The organism is Ureibacillus sp. FSL W8-0352, assembly GCF_038004345.1.
In the GTDB taxonomy this organism is placed as follows: Bacteria; Bacillota; Bacilli; order Bacillales_A; family Planococcaceae; genus Ureibacillus; species Ureibacillus thermosphaericus.
Genome location: NZ_JBBOQT010000001.1, coordinates 3,093,727 through 3,111,109, shown reverse-complemented (window position 1 = coordinate 3,111,109; position 17,383 = coordinate 3,093,727). Strand labels below are relative to the sequence as shown.

Annotated in this window: 17 protein-coding genes; 3 read left to right on the top strand and 14 right to left on the bottom strand. The window is 39.0% G+C overall.

The window, feature by feature from the left end; all coding sequences use genetic code 11:
• Window positions 1–73 precede the first annotated feature (73 nt).
• From NST98_RS15680 to NST98_RS15620, 13 genes are all read right to left on the bottom strand, one after another.
• Complete coding sequence (locus NST98_RS15680; protein ID WP_340715505.1) at window positions 74–1,123, bottom strand: L-threonylcarbamoyladenylate synthase; 1,050 nt, start codon at window positions 1,121–1,123, stop codon at window positions 74–76.
• 156 nt (window positions 1,124–1,279) lie between these two features.
• Window positions 1,280–1,873, bottom strand: a complete 594-nt coding sequence (locus NST98_RS15675; RefSeq protein ID WP_016837255.1) for a stage II sporulation protein R — start codon at window positions 1,871–1,873, stop codon at window positions 1,280–1,282.
• 45 nt (window positions 1,874–1,918) lie between these two features.
• Window positions 1,919–2,782 carry a peptide chain release factor N(5)-glutamine methyltransferase gene (gene prmC, locus NST98_RS15670; RefSeq protein WP_340715504.1) on the bottom strand — a complete coding sequence of 288 codons (864 nt, stop codon included), beginning with the start codon at window positions 2,780–2,782 and terminating at the stop codon, window positions 1,919–1,921.
• Window positions 2,769–3,845, bottom strand: coding sequence for a peptide chain release factor 1 (prfA, locus tag NST98_RS15665; protein ID WP_016837257.1), 1,077 nt, complete (start codon window positions 3,843–3,845; stop codon window positions 2,769–2,771). Before prfA ends, prmC begins: the two co-directional genes overlap by 14 nt.
• 831 nt (window positions 3,846–4,676) lie before the next feature.
• Entirely contained in the window at window positions 4,677–5,249 is a 573-nt protein-coding gene (locus NST98_RS15660) for a thymidine kinase (protein ID WP_096550323.1), read from the bottom strand.
• 118 nt (window positions 5,250–5,367) lie between these two features.
• Window positions 5,368–6,630, bottom strand: a complete 1,263-nt coding sequence (gene ltrA / locus NST98_RS15655; protein ID WP_340714478.1) for a group II intron reverse transcriptase/maturase — start codon at window positions 6,628–6,630, stop codon at window positions 5,368–5,370.
• 682 nt (window positions 6,631–7,312) lie between these two features.
• Window positions 7,313–7,798 (bottom strand): IS200/IS605 family transposase, encoded by a 486-nt coding sequence (tnpA, locus tag NST98_RS15650; protein WP_340433309.1) that lies wholly within the window; start codon window positions 7,796–7,798, stop codon window positions 7,313–7,315.
• A gap of 173 nt (window positions 7,799–7,971) precedes the next feature.
• A complete protein-coding gene (rpmE, locus tag NST98_RS15645; protein ID WP_016837259.1) occupies window positions 7,972–8,172 on the bottom strand; it encodes a 50S ribosomal protein L31 in 201 nt (66 codons plus the stop codon).
• 186 nt (window positions 8,173–8,358) lie between these two features.
• Window positions 8,359–9,636: a transcription termination factor Rho gene (gene rho, locus NST98_RS15640; protein ID WP_016837260.1), complete on the bottom strand. Its 1,278-nt coding sequence runs from the start codon at window positions 9,634–9,636 to the stop codon at window positions 8,359–8,361.
• Between the two features lie 126 nt (window positions 9,637–9,762).
• On the bottom strand, window positions 9,763–10,725 hold the full coding sequence (gene glpX / locus NST98_RS15635) for a class II fructose-bisphosphatase (RefSeq protein ID WP_340715503.1): 963 nt from the start codon (window positions 10,723–10,725) through the stop codon (window positions 9,763–9,765).
• A gap of 190 nt (window positions 10,726–10,915) precedes the next feature.
• Window positions 10,916–12,202 carry a UDP-N-acetylglucosamine 1-carboxyvinyltransferase gene (locus NST98_RS15630; protein ID WP_340715502.1) on the bottom strand — a complete coding sequence of 429 codons (1,287 nt, stop codon included), beginning with the start codon at window positions 12,200–12,202 and terminating at the stop codon, window positions 10,916–10,918.
• A 191-nt stretch (window positions 12,203–12,393) separates the two neighbouring features.
• Window positions 12,394–13,044 carry a fructose-6-phosphate aldolase gene (fsa, locus tag NST98_RS15625; protein WP_340704482.1) on the bottom strand — a complete coding sequence of 217 codons (651 nt, stop codon included), beginning with the start codon at window positions 13,042–13,044 and terminating at the stop codon, window positions 12,394–12,396.
• Between the two features lie 147 nt (window positions 13,045–13,191).
• Window positions 13,192–14,049 (bottom strand): class II fructose-bisphosphate aldolase, encoded by an 858-nt coding sequence (locus tag NST98_RS15620; protein ID WP_016837264.1) that lies wholly within the window; start codon window positions 14,047–14,049, stop codon window positions 13,192–13,194.
• Window positions 14,050–14,736: 687 nt separating this feature from the next.
• On the opposite strand from NST98_RS15620, the gene NST98_RS15615 reads away from it, so the two are divergent.
• On the top strand, window positions 14,737–15,030 hold the full coding sequence (locus tag NST98_RS15615; RefSeq protein ID WP_172597841.1) for a helix-turn-helix domain-containing protein: 294 nt from the start codon (window positions 14,737–14,739) through the stop codon (window positions 15,028–15,030).
• Window positions 15,027–15,899: an IS3 family transposase gene (locus NST98_RS15610; protein WP_096550742.1), complete on the top strand. Its 873-nt coding sequence runs from the start codon at window positions 15,027–15,029 to the stop codon at window positions 15,897–15,899. Before NST98_RS15615 ends, NST98_RS15610 begins: the two co-directional genes overlap by 4 nt.
• A 303-nt stretch (window positions 15,900–16,202) precedes the next feature.
• On the opposite strand, the gene NST98_RS15605 is transcribed toward NST98_RS15610, so the two are convergent.
• On the bottom strand, window positions 16,203–16,580 hold the full coding sequence (locus NST98_RS15605) for a response regulator (RefSeq protein WP_096550318.1): 378 nt from the start codon (window positions 16,578–16,580) through the stop codon (window positions 16,203–16,205).
• A 169-nt stretch (window positions 16,581–16,749) separates the two neighbouring features.
• Between NST98_RS15605 and NST98_RS15600 the strand changes: the two genes are divergently transcribed.
• Window positions 16,750–17,280 carry a DUF2529 family protein gene (locus NST98_RS15600; RefSeq protein WP_016837267.1) on the top strand — a complete coding sequence of 177 codons (531 nt, stop codon included), beginning with the start codon at window positions 16,750–16,752 and terminating at the stop codon, window positions 17,278–17,280.
• Window positions 17,281–17,383 lie beyond the last annotated feature (103 nt).

The following is a 17,383-nucleotide window of genomic DNA, read 5'->3' as shown; positions in this document are numbered from 1 at the left end:
TAGAAGACACAAATATTAAGGGAGCCAGGCACTTTTCAGGAGGTGCCTGGCTCTTCTATGATTGTCTCAATTTTCAAGTAGTGGTGCTAGGTGTTCCATACCATTTTCCTCCAGCAGCTTTGTGGAGGCGATTCATAATTGCTGCGCCAACTCCTTCAGTTGTAGTGGTTGTTGCTAATATGATTGAAGCATCCGTTTTATCACACGCGCGGAGATCGTCGTATAATTTCGCCGCCATTTGCTCTTTATCTTCCTCTTCACCATACGGGAAAAAATAGTCCGCTGTTGTTGATGAAAAGTTAGATGGAGCAAGGAGAGCCACTTTATGTCCTTCTCGTTTCAATTCGTCAATGGCTCGTTCGATTCGCTCTCGATTATTTTCAATTAAATAAACAGGTGCATCTGGGGCATAATGGGTATACTTCATGCCAGGAGCTTTCGGAGTGGATTCAAGTTGCTGTTCTTTTGGAGTCGGTTCAATAACTTCACCGATTTCCTTCTCTATCATCTCCTTCGTTACACCACCTGGACGTAAAATAACTGGTGGATTTACCGTTACATCTATTACCGTTGATTCAATACCGATTCCAGTAGTGCCACCGTCCAAAATTAATGGGATTCGTCCTTGTAAATCTTCATAAACGTGCTCTGCTTTTGTAGGACTCGGCTTTCCGCTGCGGTTTGCACTAGGAGCTGCTACCGGTTTTTTCAACATTCTAAGCAAAGTCAATGCCACTTCATGATCTGGCATGCGAAGTCCAACCGTTGATAAGCCTGCTGTCACGCTTTTAGCAAGTACGTCTTTTTTTGCTTTCATAATTAAAGTGAGTGGACCAGGCCAAAAACGTTCCATTAAAGTTTTTGCCTTTTCTGGAATCTCTTCCACAAAATCCGTCACTTCTTCAACCGTTCCAATATGTACAATGAGGGGATTATCGGATGGGCGCCCTTTTGCTTCATAAATTTTTTTCACAGCTTCATCGTTTGTTGCCACTGCTCCAAGACCGTATACGGTTTCAGTTGGAAAAGCAACAACTTCCCCTTGATTTAATAAATCCACAGCTTGTGAATAAATTTTTTCTTTGTCCACGTTTTTATTCACAGTTAGTTGGATTGTTTCCATGTATGTCATCTCCTGAAAAAACTGAATTTCTGAAATATTATCCACATTTTGTGGATAGTTTTGTGCAAAATGTGTATAACTTTTCTGAAAATAGTGGAAAACTATGTCGAAATTTTTCTATTGGGTACCCAAAATCAAACTCGTATGTGTATAACTTTAAGCAAACAACTTTTTTAGCCATTCCCACACAATGAAACGAACTTCTTTTTGCTCTTCTTCTTGTTTCACTTCTTCTTTTTCGCTTGGACGTTCGCACAAATTAGAGAAAATACTGCACCAGAAGTTGTCCCCGCGTCCTGCACCAATCGTTAATACTAATGTATCGTAATACGCTTGTGGATAAAAAGTATTCCCTTCGATTTTTGGTGGCGTTAAATGTTCACCGATATTAATTTTTACATCGTATTGTGAATAATTTTGCTGAACATATGTGGCTAATTTTGCGAAAGCTTCATCATTATCCACATTGTTATATTCATTGTGTAAAATTTCTGCAAAGATTGGCTGCAGGTTTGCAACCATCTCATTTTTTAATTGTTGATCGGCCTTTGTGTTGCTGTTTGCAATGACGCGGATTTTTAATGAATCATCTAGCATGTTTTCTCGAGCTTCATAGAATTTTTCTACCATATCTGGAACCATTAATAGAAAACAATATACAGCTAAACTAGAAGCAATTAATTTTAAAATACTGATTATCGGCTGAATTGGGTCTTTTTCATTTCTTATAATCTCGTAATCATTTAACATAATTCAATCCCTCCCTGCCATCATAATGGACAGGAAGGAAGATTTTTATACATCGATTATACAAAAAACAAATCTATTTTTTTTGTTAATATCTTTTACTATTTCTACTTTAGCTTGTGGAAAACTTGATTTTAAAAGATTTGCCACCGCTTCTCCTTGTTTGTATCCGATTTCTACTCCCACCAAAGCTCGTTTATTTAATAAGTTTGGTAGTGATTGAGCTAATCGCTTGTAAAACTCGAGCCCATTATCCTTTGCAAAGAGCGCAAGATGCGGTTCGTGATCCAATACAACATCAGACATTTCTTCTGCTTCTTGATAGGCAATGTATGGTGGATTCGATAAAATCACATCCCATTTTTCATTTGCGATTGGTTCTGTTAAATCGCCTAAGCGAAAATCAATAGCTGCCTGCAAATTTTCTGCATTGCTTTTAGCAGTATTAAGGGCTGCCTCTGAAATATCCGTAGCTGACACTTTTGCGTTTGGCCATTCAAGCTTCATCGTAATCGCAATAATGCCGCTGCCTGTACCGATGTCTGCAATGTTTAGTTCCTCATTTTCACCGAAAAGTTGTTTCATGCGGTCAATGGCTCCGACAATCAATTCTTCCGTTTCAGGACGTGGAATTAATACAGATTCATCTACATGAAAGGTTCTTCCATAAAATTCTTCTATCCCCGTAATATATTGAACCGGTCTCCCATTCGCATGTTGCTCCACCATTTGTTGGTATTGTTCCAGCTTTTGTTGTGGCATTTCTTCGTGCATGCGCATCATGAGCCCTGAGTAATTTGTTTCGTATAAATATTGCAATAAAATTCTTGCAGCATTTTCGTCACGACCATGTTCCGTTAAAAAAGAAGAAGCCCAATGGAGGGCCTCAAACACAGTATTATGCTTCTTCATTTAGCTGCGCTAGTTTGGAAGCTTGTTCGTCCATGATGAGTGCATCAATGATTTCATCAAGCTTCCCTTCCATTACTTGATCTAGTTTTTGAATGGTTAAACCGATACGATGGTCAGTGACGCGATTTTGTGGATAGTTGTACGTGCGAATGCGCTCTGAACGGTCTCCTGTACCAACAGCAGATTTTCTCGCTGCATCTAATTCTTGTTGCTTTTCTCGGTTGTATAAATCTGCTACACGCGCACGAAGAATTCTTAACGCTTTTTCACGGTTTTTAATTTGGGAGCGTTCATCTTGCATAGAAACGACAATCCCAGTTGGAATATGCGTCATACGAACAGCAGACATTGTTGTGTTAACGGATTGTCCACCTGCTCCGGATGATGCGAAAGTATCAACTCGAATATCTTTTTCATGAATTTCTACTTCCACTTCTTCCACTTCTGGTAGGACGGCAACTGTTGCAGTAGATGTATGAATACGTCCTTGGGATTCTGTTTGTGGTACCCGTTGTACGCGGTGAGCACCGTTTTCGAATTTAAATTTCGAATAAGCGCCATGACCATTAATCATAAAGATAATTTCTTTATATCCACCACTTGGGCTTGGAGAAGCTTCCATCACTTCTACTTTCCATCCTTGAGATTCAGCGTAACGAGTATACATGCGGAATAAGTCCCCAGCGAAAATGTTTGCTTCATCCCCACCAGCTGCTCCGCGAATTTCCATAATAACGTTTTTGTCATCATTCGGGTCTTTAGGAATTAGCAGAATTTTTAATTGCTGTTCAAGGTCTTCGATTTTCCCTTTTAAAGTGTTGAACTCTTCTTTCACCAGTTCATGCATCTCTGGATCGAGTTTTTCTTCAAGCATTTCTCTTGCTTCTTCTAATTCAGCTTTTGTTTTTTTATATTCTCTGTATACTTCAACCGTTTCTTGTATGTCTGATTGTTCTTTTGAGTATTGGCGAAGTTTTTTGGCATCGTTTACGATGTCAGGATCGCTGAGTAATTCGTTTAATTTTTCGTAGCGATCTTCCACTGCTTGCAGTTTATCAAACATGTAGTTCACCTCTATTTTTGTTCGGTTTATATGAAAGAGTGTTGTGCTTTGTAATTTCTTAGACTTTATTAGTATAAAGAAAATGCAAGTGATGTGCTACTAGTTCATCAATTTTTGGAAAGTGATACTTTCTTGTGCAAATGGATGCAATGCCTGGGTAATTGGTGCTTGCTCATGAGAATAGGAAATTCCCACTTGTACGGATTAATCCTCTGCTCGTGAGGATAGCACTACCACTTGTGTGGATAACTCCCTTGCTCGTGCGGATACATTCCCACTTGTGTGGATAACATCCTCGCTCGTGCGGATGAATCCTCGGCTTGTGTGGATAGCACCCTCGCTCGTGAAGATACATCCCCACTTGTGTGGATAGCACCCTCGCTCGTGCGGATACATTCCCACTTGTGTGGATAACACTCTCGCTCGTGCGGATACATTCCCACTTGTGTGGATAACACTCTCGCTCGTGCGGATACATTCCCACTTGTGTGGATAACACTCTCGCTCGTGCGGATGAATCCTCGGCTTGTGTGGATAATACTCCAGCTTGTGCAGATAGATCCTTGGCTTGCGCGGATAGCACTACCACTTGTGTGGATAACACCCTCGCTCGTGCGGATACATTCCCACTTGTGTGGATAACACTCTCGCTCGTGCGGATGAATCCTCGGCTTGTGTGGATAATACTCCAGCTTGTGCAGATAGATCCTTGGCTTGCGCGGATAGCACTACCACTTGTGTGGATAACACCCTCGCTCGTGCGGATAGTACCACTGCTTGTGAAGGTACTACCTTATCTCGGTTAACACCCTAACAACATTGCGTAGTTAATCACAATGGCGGATTGGCATGGCATTTACGGCAGACAGGATAATATGTATCATTACCACCAATTTGTATTTGTTCACCAACGTAAATCGGTTTTCCATTTTCATCAATCCGCAAATTCATCGTTGCTTTTTTATGGCAGAACCAACAAATGGTTTTCATTTCTTCAATTTTATCCGCGTAAATTAACATATATTTGCTACCTTCAAACAACTCATTTTGAAAGTCGTTTTTTAAACCGAAGCCCATCACCGGAATATCTAATACATCCACAATTTTCGTTAATTGTAATACATGTTCCTTCTTTAAAAATTGCACTTCATCAACAAGGATGCAAAACAATTTTTCTGGATGGCTTTTCACGATTTCAAAAATGTTTGTATCGTCAAAAATAGGAATAGCTTTTCTGCGTAATCCAATGCGACTTGAAACGTATCCGACTTCATCCCGATTATCGATTCCAGACGTAAACATTAATACCGGTTTATTCTGCTCTTCATAATTATGTGCAACTTTTAAAATTTCAATTGATTTTCCGCTGTTCATTGCACCATATTTAAAAAATAGTTGAGCCATCGTTCTCCCTCTTTTTTACTACTTGGTGGTATGTAGAAATACTAATCGAGTAGGAGGGAGCGATTAACTCCCGTCCTCTCACACCACCGTACGTACGGTTCCGTATACGGCGGTTCAATTAAGATAATTGACGCAAGTTTTCATAACGAGCTTCAAGACTTTTCAGCCCTTGGTTTCTCCAATAGGAGTTACCAAGGGTTCTGTGTAATATTGGACTTTTTGAAATACGCCAATAACTCTTCCGAGTATTTCCCCATTCATACGCTTGCCATTGTGGTACGCCAAGTTGAATAAGGTTGCGTATCTTTGTTTTCGGTTTCTTCCAGTTCTTCCATAGACACATTCGAAGTCTTCTACGAATCCATTTATCTAATTCAGGGAATATAGATTTGGTGTCTGCTAACGCAAAATATCCACACCATCCCATTAGATATTGATTCAGTTTCTGAATGCGGTATTCCATCGGGTAGGGCATCTTGCGTGATGTGATTTCACGAACTTTATTCTTCATTCGTTTAAGGCTTTCTTTTGCGATACGAACCTTTGGCTCTTTATGATAGGTAAAGCTAAATCCTAGAAACTTACGTTTCCATGGACGGTCGACCGCTGATTTCTTTTCATTTACTTTCAGTCGTAGTTTTCCTTCAATAAATCGCTGGATACTTGCCATTGTGCGAAGTCCTGCTCGTTTACTTTTCACGTAAATGTTACAGTCATCCGCATATCGAACGAATTTGTGTCCTCTTCTTTCCAATTCTTTATCTAGTTCATCTAGTACAATGTTAGATAGTAGCGGACTTAATGGTCCTCCTTGTGGAGTTCCTTCTAATGTGCTTGACACCACACCATTAATCATGACGCCCGATTGTAAATACTTACGAATCAATTTCAGTAATGGTTTATCTTGGATTCTCTTCGCGAGTGTACCCATTAATCTGTCATGGTTGACCTTATCAAAGAATTTCTCCAAGTCCATATCTACAACCCATCGATATCCATCTCTTATATATTCTTTCGCTTTTCTCATCGCATCATGAGCACTTCGGTTTGGTCGAAATCCGTAGCTGTTTTCAGAGAATGTAGGGTCATACACTTTTGAAAGTACTTGGGCGATTGCTTGTTGAATCAAACGGTCTGTTACGGTAGGGATTCCTAGTAAACGAACACCGCCATCAGGTTTCGGGATTTCGACTCTGCGGACTGGCATCGGTTCATAAGTTCCCTTGAGAATTGCTTCTTTAATCGATAGCCAGTTTTCAACTATGTGCTGTCGTAGATTTTGTACGGGCATCATATCTACTCCGTGGCTTCCTTTATTCTGTTCTACACGTTTTAGTGCTTGAAGCATATTCTCCCGTGACAGGATTTGATTCAAAAGCATCGTTATTCTCCTTCCGTGAATAGCTTATCTTCTTATGCCAGTGGTCACTCCACCCTCCAAGAGGTCCCCCACGGGATTCACCGCTTCCTCCCTCAAGTGAGGTACTACGTTTTCTGTGTTCATCATGACTCACTGAATGCCAAGGGCTATTCTCTCTTAATTGTTCGGTCCTTCTCAGTTGTTCTAGACCAACTAATACTATGACCTCTGCTGACTTCTGACGGTTCAGCTACTTATCACTAAGTAGGTTATGAAGTGTACTTCACGTATCCATCAGACCTCCCTGGGTAAGAATGTAATCTTTCCTTCCATCTATCTGCTTCATTTACTCTGTATCACCTTCGGCAGAAAGGACTTTGTTTTGTTGAGCAAACTCATCCAATGATACCTAGCCTTGTATGAAGTTCGTGTTCCTCAGACCGGAAGTTTGCCGCTCGCTTCCTTCAGATTCCGCGTCACCACAGACACCCTTGCGTTAAGCTAACCGTTACTTCTGCCTTCACGGCTCGGGACTTGCACCCTATAGATTACATCCATGCCAGGCGCACTCAATCAAAACCACCCGTGTGAACGGGTGGTTTGTTCTGCGGCTAGAAGCCTTTATTACTGGCCAACCCCTAAAGGGGCATCGAATGGTTCGCCAACCGCACTACTTTTCCAGCTGACCCTTAAAGGGTCTCTTTTATTTTTTCCTCGATTTTCTTTTTATCTCTTCACCTGTAAATGGATCAATAAATTCTTCCATACTGAGTTGATCCGCAATGATATCATCTTGTATTTGATTTCGAATATATTCTTCTATTACCTTTTTATTTCTGCCTACCGTATCCACATAAAATCCTCTACACCAAAATTTTCTGTTTCCATATCGATATTTTAAATGGGCATGTCGATCGAATATCATTAAACTACTTTTTCCTTTTAAATATCCCACGAATGATGAAACACTTAATTTCGGTGGAATACTAACCAACATATGTATGTGGTCTTTACATGCGGTAGCTTCAATAATTTCTACACCTTTTCTTTCACATAGTTGTCTTAATATTTGTCCTATATCTTTCTTTATCTTTCCATAGATTATCTGTCTTCTATATTTTGGTGCAAATACAATGTGATACTTACAATTCCATTTAGTATGTGCTAAACTATTTATGTCAGAAGACATAATAGGTCCCTCCTTGATACTAAAATTTGGTTGGCGAACCAAAATTTATTTTAGCATCAAGTGGGATCTTTTTTAATACCTCGCTATAAGCTATACGGAACCCCCTGCCTAGCAGGGGGTTTTCTTTTTTACAAAAAATGCCTGCCATTTTGTTGGCAGGCATTTTATGCTTCCTATTTGAGACCGTATTTTTTGTTGAAACGATCCACACGGCCATCAGCAGCCGCGAATTTTTGACGTCCAGTGTAGAATGGGTGACATTCGTTGCAAACCTCAACGCGAATGTCTGCTTTCACTGAACCTGTTTGGAATGTGTTACCACATGAGCAAGTAACTGTTGCAGTGTAGTACTCTGGATGAATTCCTTGTTTCATATTCGTTTACTCCTCCCGCCCTGAACCATTCTGGAACAGAGTTATTTATCGTACTGTGCCTTACGTAACCCGAATATGCCAGTTACATATGCACACGTTACATACTCGACTATATTATCATACTACTTTTGAATATTCAAGGTAAAGTATAAATGAATTTAAAATAGAAATCAAAGGATTAATCCTTTATAAAAGACCTCTACCTTTTGCTTTTTTCATTTCTTCGTTTAAAATTTCAAAAAACTCTTCGTTAGATTCTGTTGAACGAAGTTTTTTCAAGAAACGTTCTGTAAAGTCTGGAGCATCGGTAAAGGTTTTTCGAATTGCCCATAGTTTATCTAATTGCTCTTGCGGAATTAACAATTCTTCTTTCCTTGTGCCGGATCGACGAATATCGAGCGCCGGGAAAATTCGGCGTTCTGCAAGATTACGATCTAAATGCAACTCCAAGTTACCTGTCCCTTTAAACTCCTCGTAAATTACTTCGTCCATACGTGACCCCGTATCGATTAAAGCAGTCGCTAATATTGTTAAACTGCCGCCCTCTTCAATATTTCGCGCTGACCCAAAGAAGCGTTTTGGTCGATGGAATGCCGCAGGGTCAATACCACCGGATAATGTTCTTCCACTTGGCGGAATAACTAAGTTGTAAGCGCGTGCAAGTCTTGTGATAGAATCCATTAAAATAATCACATCTCGCTTATGTTCAACGAGGCGACGTGCACGTTCCAATACTAATTCTGCAACTTTCACATGGTTTTCTGGTAATTCATCAAATGTCGAACTAACGACATCTGCTTTAACAGAGCGTTCAATATCAGTTACTTCTTCTGGACGTTCGTCAATTAATAAAACAATTAGTTCAGCTTGCGGATAGTTTGTAGTGATAGCATTAGCAATTTCTTTTAACAATGTAGTTTTACCAGCTTTTGGTGGCGCCACAATTAATCCTCGTTGTCCAAATCCAACGGGAGCAACTAAATCCATTATTCTTGTCGATAATTTATCAGGTGTTGTTTCGAGTTTGATTTGCCGATTAGGGTAGAGTGGAGTTAGAGCTGGGAAGTGAACGCGTTCTTTCGCAATTTCCGGGTCTTCTCCGTTAACCGCGTCTACTTGAAGTAATCCGTAATATCGTTCGTTTTCCTTTGGTGGGCGTACTTTACCAGAAACTTTATCACCATTTCGAAGGTCAAAACGGCGAATTTGAGATGCAGAAATATAAATGTCTTCTTTGGAAGGTGAATAGTTAATCGGTCGCAGGAAGCCAAACCCTTCAGAATTGACAATTTCTAATATCCCTTCCATAAAGAAGTACCCTTCTTGTTCTGAACGAGATTTTAATATGGCAAATATCAATTCTTTTTTTGTTAATTTGCTATAATAAGAAATCTTATATTCCCTTGCGAGATTATATAATTCTTTCAATGTCATGTTTTCTAATTGAGCAATCGTAAGAGTCATAACATTACTCCAGTCTTTATAAATTTTTAATGTCTATGGAAAATTACTAGTGGATTTAGAAGGTAGAAGATGTCTGATGCATATTTTTAATATACTATCAGACATCTTAATATGGGAAGAATTTATTTATTTTTCGTAATTTGGCTTTTTAATCATATTGTGGCGACCTTCAATGAAACGAACTGTACCTGTTTTTGCACGCATAACAAGGGAGTTTGTTAAACAATATTCCCCTTTATATTGAACGCCTCTTAATAGTTCACTATCTGTCACTGCTGTTGCAGCAAAAATAGCATCATCACCTTTTACAAGGTCATCCAAGTATAATACTTTCGAAACATCGATTCCCATGCTGATGCATCGTTTTAATTCTTCATCGTTTTGTGGGACTAATCGCCCTTGGAAATCTCCGCCTAAACATTTTAATGCTACAGCGGATATCACGCCTTCTGGTGCTCCTCCAGTACCGAACATGATGTCGATACCCGTTTCATCGAATGCTGTGCTAATTGCAGCACTCACGTCACCATCTTGAATGAATTTAATGCGGGCTCCAGCAGCACGAATTTCATCTACGATATGTTGGTGGCGAGGTCTATCAAGTAAAATTGCAACGACGTCAGAAATTGATTTATTTTTTGATTCTGCTACTGCTCTTAAATTATCTGTAACAGAAGCGTTTATGTCAACTTTTCCTCGGCTTTCAGGACCAACCGCAATTTTTTCCATATACATATCCGGCGCATTTAATAAATTTCCGCGGTCAGCAATAGCAACAACCGTAATCGCACCATTTCCACCTTTAGCAACAATGTTTGTTCCTTCTAAAGGGTCTACGGCAATATCCACTTCTGGACCACCATTGCGAAGGCCTAGTTCTTCACCAATATACAACATTGGTGCTTCATCCATTTCACCTTCACCAATCACAACTCTACCGTGCATAGGGATTGTATCAAACAAAGCACGCATTGCTGAAGTAGCTGCTTGATCTGCTTCATTTTTCAGACCGCGCCCCATCCATTTGGCGGATGCAATTGCTGCTGCTTCAGTGACGCGAACTATTTCCATCGTTAAACTACGTTCCATTATTTTATTTTCCTCCTGCTACAAGTACGAAAACTTCCATATACCATTGTACCATAATTGTAAACTGCCCACCACCTAGTATGGAGTGTGGGCATTTAACCTTTACTTGTATCAACATTTACGAGAAAATTCGTCTCTCCCCTAGGCTAACAATTACATTTTTCTGGTGAGAGACTTCTTACGGTCATGTTTAAATTTTCTCAACTCTTTCAACAGTGTTTACCGTTATTGATTCTTTGCGTATATTTGCTCCGAGACTGCGCAATTTCTCAATAAAATTACTGTATCCTCTTTCAATATGATAAATATCTCGGATTTCTGTTTCTCCTTCTGCTAATAAAGCAGCCAGCACTAAAGCTGCACCTGCTCGAAGATCTGTTGCAGTCACCTTTGAACCGTGCAATTTTGTTGGTCCTTGAATGATTGCCGTATTTCCTTCTACTCGAACATTTGCGTTCATTCGTCTTAATTCATCAATATGTTTAAAACGAGAAGTATAAATGGTTTCCGTTATTTTTGAGGCACCGATTGCTTGTGTCATCAATACAGAGAGTGGTTGCTGAACATCAGTGGGAAATCCTGGATATACAAGGGTTTTTACGTCTACCGCTTGCAATTCATCCGATTTTGGAATAAAGATGCTCTCTTCTCCTTCTTCCACTCTTACTCCCATTTCACGCAATTTTGCTGTTACCGCTTCTAAATGGAGCGGAATGATGTTATCAATCGTGACTCCATCTCCTAACGCAGCCGCCATAATCATATAAGTGGCTGCTTCAATACGGTCTGGAATAATCACATGCTTCGTACCATGAAGTTCATCGACACCTTCAATACGAATGACACTTGTTCCAGCTCCTTTAATGTTTGCACCCATGTTCGTCAAGAGTGTGGCAACATCAATAATTTCTGGTTCTTTCGCAGCATTCTCGATAATCGTTCTGCCTTTCGCTCGAACAGCTGCAAGCATAATGTTAATCGTCGCACCAACGCTCGCAACGTCCAAATAAATTTTCGTACCAATTAATTCTTCTGCTCTTAAATAAATTGCGCCGTGTTCATTTGTCACTTTCGCCCCTAATGCTTCAAATCCTTTTATATGTTGATCGATTGGGCGCGGTCCTAAAAAGCATCCTCCAGGAAGACCGATGACAGCTTTTTTAAACCGACCTAGCATCGCTCCCATGAGGTAATAGGAGGCACGAAGTTTTTTCACATTGCCATTTGGTAATGGAATCGGCGTCATATTTGTAGGATCAATCGTCATTTGTCCATTTTCGAAAATAACTTCTCCACCTATTTCCTCAAGTAGAACTTTCAACGTGAAAGCATCTGAAATTTCGGGAATCCCACCGATTGTCACCGGAGAATTAGCTAGGATTGACGCGGGTATTAACGCAACGGCACTATTTTTGGCTCCACTGACTTTGACTGTTCCTTTAAGACGATTTCCGCCAATAATTTTATATACATCCATAAGCGTTCTCCCTCGTGATTGGAAAGTTTCCTTTATTATGGTCTTTTTTCCGCTTAACTACGCATTTTTAAAATAAATTCATTTGTAATATTTAGTTTATTTCTACATCACAAAAAGTGAGATAACAATTTTGTCTTTTCTTTATTCTTTTCTGATAATGGAACAAACTAAACTACATCCTGGGAATTATATTATTTATTACTACGTTTTTCCCAGTCAGCTAAAAATGCTTCAATTCCTTTATCCGTTAATGGATGATGAAACAGTTGTTTTAGCACTTTAAATGGCACTGTGGCAATATCCGCACCAGCTAAAGCAGCCTCTACTACATGTTGCGGATGGCGAATGGACGCAGCAATGATTTCCGTTTCAATTTGATGAATATTAAAGATTTCTGCAATTTGCGCCACTAGTTGTACACCATTTTGTCCGATATCATCTAATCGACCTAAGAAGGGAGATACGTATGTGGCACCAGCACGAGCAGCTAGAAGGGCTTGGTTAGCACTAAATATTAAAGTGACATTTGTTTTGATGCCTTTTTCTGAAAAATATTTACATGCTTTTAATCCTTCTGGTGTCATCGGTAATTTCACTGTAATATTCGGAGCAATTTTTGATAATTCTAGTCCTTCTTTAATCATTCCTTCTGCATCTAGCGAAATCACTTCTCCACTAACAGATCCGTCAACGAGTTCCGCTATTTCACGTAGTCTGTCATGGAAAGAGATTCCTTCTTCTTTTGCAACTAATGAAGGATTCGTCGTTACTCCTGAAAGAATCCCCCAAGAGTGCGCTTCTTTTATTTCATCGAAGTTCGCTGTATCAATAAAAAATTTCATGATAGCCCTCCCCAATTTCATTAAAAATGAAGAGAAGGTCGTACGCTCGACACTTCTCCTTGTATTGTTTTCGAAGTGATATTTTTGTTATTAAAAACTATACTAGACACTTATTGTTAAAAAATAAACGATTATTTTGAACTATTTTTATGCTTTGTTTGAGCTTCCAAATTCACGAATTTTTCCGATTACTGTTTCTTTAATTGCTTCACGAGCTGGACCTAAGTATTTTCTTGGGTCATAAAGGTTCGCATCTTTTTCTAGAATTTCACGAACAACTCTTGTTGCTGCAATTTGGTTTTCAGTATTTACGTTAATTTTTGCTGTACCTAATGAAATTGCACGTTGAATATCTTTTGTTGGGATTCCAGTTCCGCCGTGAAGTACGAGTGGAAGGCCTGTTAATTGAGAAATTTCCTCCATCTCTTTGAAGCCAAGTTTTGGTTCGCCTTTATACGGACCATGAACAGAACCAAGTGCTGGAGCTAAGCAATCAATGTCAGTCAACTCCGCTAATTGTTTACATTCTTGCGGATCAGCATAAATAATACCTTCTCCAACGACATCATCTTCTTGTCCGCCTACGATACCAAGTTCCGCTTCTACAGAAACACCTTTTGAGTGTGCATATTCAACAACTTTTTTTGTAATTTCTACGTTTTCTTCAAATGGTTTGTGGGATGCATCAATCATAACAGAAGTGAAGCCAGCATCTACTGCCTCTTTACATTTTTCAAAGCTGGAGCCGTGGTCTAAGTGGATGGCAACAGGAACTGTAATGTTGTAGCTTTCCATTAAGCCTTTCACCATGTGTACAACAGCAACGAATCCGCCCATATATTTTCCGGCACCTTCAGAAACGCCAAGAATTACCGGTGATTTTTCTTCTTCAGCAGCTTGTAAAATGGCTTGTGTAAATTCTAAGTTGTTAATATTAAATTGACCAACCGCATATTTTCCTTCTTTCGCTTTAATCAACATTTCTTTCATCGATACTAATGGCATTATACAAATCCTCCTCAGGATGGTTAATTTAATAATGTTTTCCGTTTTAATAGTACCAAAATCAACTTTCCCCCACAAGTAGTGAGCAAATGTTGTGGAACGCTTGAGTTTGTGTGTTGGATCCTTACTCGGGCGGGTACTTCTTATGTGGATGTATTCTTACTGGAGAGGGTACTTCTTTGGCTTGTTCGGATGAATCCTTATTCAGGGGGTGCTTCTTTGGCTTGTTCGGATGAATCCTTATTCAGGGGGTGCTTCTTTGGCTTGTGCAGATACAACCTTAACTCGTGTAGATGCAACCTATTCTCGTGCAGATACAACCTTAACTCGTGCGAATGCGCCCTATTCTTGTGCAGATAGAACTTTGCTATTATACCTGTAAAGTTTACACATTAAAGCGCCCATAAGATGAGCATAATAAATATAAAATGTGGGAATTTATTGGGTTTATTAAAAAGCCACAGCGTAGCTGCAATGCCATTGACACCTACCACGATTCTTAGTACTTGGTGGATGGGGTCGGGGCCCCGCCAACAAGTACTTAGAATCGATTTGTCCGTAGTACAATGACAAACGGAGTGAGCGCAAGGAGCTATTTTTTGAGATCATCTGCAATCTACAATCACTACGGACAATCAGGTAGGTGTCAATGGTGGCGTACTTCGTACATGAATGGAGGATATGGAAATGGCGAAAAAATATCGATATTACACATTTGAATTCAAAAAACAAGTCATTGAAAAATATTTCGAAGGGTATTCTTCCACAGAGGTAGCTAAAATATATAACATTCATCGGAGAAGAGTCTCTGAATGGGTGAAAATTGTGAAAGAAGGAGGCTATGAAGCTCTCTTAACCAAAAGAGAAAAAGTAGCTAAACAGAAACAGTCGCCTGTTGAAAAATCTTTGGAAGAAAAATATCTTCTATTACAGTTGGAGAACGAATACTTAAAAAAGTTGTTAGATCTAAGAAAGGGGTGAATGATAAAGAACAACAATTTGCCTTTATTCACGCTTACGCAGAACAATATCCGATTTCTATTTTAGCGGAAATCGCCAATGTATCCCGTGCGGGTTATTATAAATGGTTAAAGAGAAATGGAGAAAAACATCGTGATCAAATTGATGAACGGTTAATCCCTTATATCCTAAAGGTGTTTAACGATCACCGTGGTACTGTGGGGAGAAAACGAATCAAAATTGAATTGGAAAGACAATATGGGTTAGTCATCAATGAAAAACGGATTGCCCGTTTAATGAGGAAATATGGATTGGTATGCAAAATTCGCCAAAAGAAATTTAGATATCGTCCAAGTGTTCATGGAAAAATTCCCAATCTTCTTAGCCGTAACTTCAAAGCCATTCGAGAAGGAGTAAAGTTTTCCATTGATATTACGTATATTCGCGTGAAAAGAGGACGTCAAAAATGGGTATATCTCTGTGCCATTAAAGACTTATTTAATGAGGAAATCGTGGCTTATTCAATGGGGACAAGTTTGGAAATGAAATTAGTGTATCGCGCCTTAGAAATGCTTAAAAAAAGGGGATATAGTAAAGGAGCGATTCTCCATAGTGACCAAGGCACTCACTTTACTAATCCCGATTATCAAGAGTATCTCCGTGAGATGGAGATAACTCAATCCATGTCCCGCAGAGGCAACTGCTGGGACAATGCCTGCATTGAAAATTTCTTTAGTCATCTGAAGGTTGAACTTGGATGTTTTAGTCAACCCGAAACTGTACGAGAAATTTACGAAGCAGTAGAAAACTATATTAATTATTATAACACCAAACGTATCGTAACTAAACTAAAAATGAGCCCGATGGAATATAGAACAAAAGCAGCATAAATTTGGATTAATACGGGGCGGATAAAAATGTCTACTTGACAGGAGCATGAGCACCTACTCTCGTGCAGATACAACCTTAACTCGTGTAGATGCAACCTATTCTCGTGCAGATAGAACCTTAACTCGTGCGAATGCGTCCTACTCTCGTGCAGATACAACCTTAACTCGTGTAGATGCAACCTATTCTTGTGCAGATAGGATCCTAGCATGTGTGTCTACACTTATTCTTCATCCCAATTATGATGAATCTTTTCTTCTACGATTACCTGAAAAAATAACCGTCCCAAAACTTGGAACGGCCATTTATTCGGATAAAACTTTCTTTCTATTTATCATCTTAATCACAGCATCTTTTAATTCAAAAATATTAAAGGGTTTCGTAAAATAATAGTCAGCTCCATAACAATTAGCTTGTTCCATCATTTCAGCTTCTTCACATGCGGACATGATAAATACTGGCATTTCAGGGTACAAAGTTTTCATTTTCCTTAGTATCTCTTTTCCATCAATTCCTGGTAATTTCATATCAAGAAGGACACCGTCCATTCTCGAATTTTCTATTAATTGAAGTGCTTCAGGCCCATTTGATGCTAAATACGTTTTCATCCCTTCCCTTTTGAAAATCTCGTCGAGCAACATTCTGATTCCTCTTTGATCGTCTACAATCAATATTTTTTTCACAGTCTTTTCCCCTTAAAACATTTTTTCCCCTACCCTTCCTTTTCCCTTAATTTTATTATAATAAACATGAATTTTACTTTGATATATAAAAAATTTACATACTTCCATCACAATTATGTAATTTTGCATTTCAAAGAGTAGAAAATTATAATTGGTTTGAGGTGGAAATATGTCAAAAATACTCGCTACACAATTAAATGGTTTATATCAAAAAATTGTTCAAAACGAAGAGGATGCAATTGAACAAACTGCCCGCCTTCTCGCACAAGCCAGTGTCGGTGAAGGGAGTGTTTACTTTGCTTGTTTTGATGAACTGCAAGGAATTGAATCCTACGCTTTATCTAACAAAGAACAACCATTTTTAAATCTCGTAAAATGGTCACCTGATGTTGAAATTCGTGAAACGGATCGAGTTTTAATATTTGCAAAAAGTTGTCAAGATAAAGAAGCCCTTCAACTTGCGAAGAAATTATATGAACAATTTATCCCTTTTGCAGCAGTAGCAAGCGAAGTTCCAAGCAATGATAATGAGTTAAGCGATCTTGCTTATACTTATATATCGATGCATGTTCGAGGTGGATTAATTCCCCATCCTACGAATTTAGGCGAACGGGTTGTTATTCCTCACCTACATGCTGGTCTCTTTATTTATGAAGCAATTAAACTTGCTTATGATGAAATGTTAGAAGATGAAATATAATCTTTGTTTACCTTTTATTATTTTCAAATATAGTCAATTGTTTATTAATATCATTAGCATTGCATAAATATAGTTAGAATTTTCTGTTAATTAATTTTTGTGA